Source organism: Corallococcus sp. CA047B, from assembly GCF_003612065.1.
Lineage (GTDB): Bacteria > Myxococcota > Myxococcia > Myxococcales > Myxococcaceae > Corallococcus > Corallococcus praedator.
The window spans coordinates 1-669 of record NZ_RAWD01000702.1 but is presented as its reverse complement, the minus strand read 5'-3'; the positions used below and the strand labels follow the sequence as shown (position 1 = coordinate 669).

At 76.1% G+C, this 669-nt stretch carries 1 protein-coding gene; it reads right to left on the bottom strand.

Annotated elements, in window-relative coordinates:
* Positions 1–566 (bottom strand): serine protease (locus tag D7X74_RS42265; RefSeq protein WP_147446928.1); only part of this gene is annotated, 566 nt, incomplete at its 3' end.
* Positions 567–669: the final 103 nt, after the last annotated feature.

Genomic DNA, 669 nt, shown 5'->3' with positions numbered 1-669 from the left:
AGCAGGGGCGCGATGTAGCGCGCCGGGATGACGAGCCCCAGCGCGCGGCCGTTGGCGAGCGCGGCGGTGGCGAGGCCCACCACGTGTCCCCGCGTGTCCAGCACCGGGGCGCCCGACGCGTCCTCGGGCAGGGTGCGCGACAGCTCCAGCAGGGTGAGCCAGTCCCCCAGCACCTGCACCGCGCGGACCTCCAGGGCGCGGGCTTCCGGCGGGCGGCCGGGGCGGGCGTGCAGCACGTGGAGCGCTTCGCCCTCGATGGGCAGCGTGGCGGGGCCCAGCGGCAGGGCGGGCACCAGGTCCGGCACCGACAGGCGCAGGAGGGCCAGGTCGCGCCGCTCGTCCACGGCGGCCACCTGCACCACCTGGGTGCGCAGGCCGTCGGGCAGCACGGCGGTGATGGCGCGCGCGCTCGCCACCGCGTGCAGGCTGGTGACGACGTGGCCTTCGGTGGAGAGGACGAACCCCGTGGCGGTGTGGGCGCCCAGCTCCAGCAGCACCAGGGAGGCCCTCGCGCGGCTCAGGGCCTCCGCGGTCCGGGCATGGCGGGCCTGATCATCGTCGGACATCGCAACCCCCGCTTGTGAAGCCTGGGCCGGCATTCCCGTCGGGTGATGGCCGGGGAAGCAGCCCGGCCTTCGTTGTATCAGCCCGGCTGCCCCCCTCCCAACC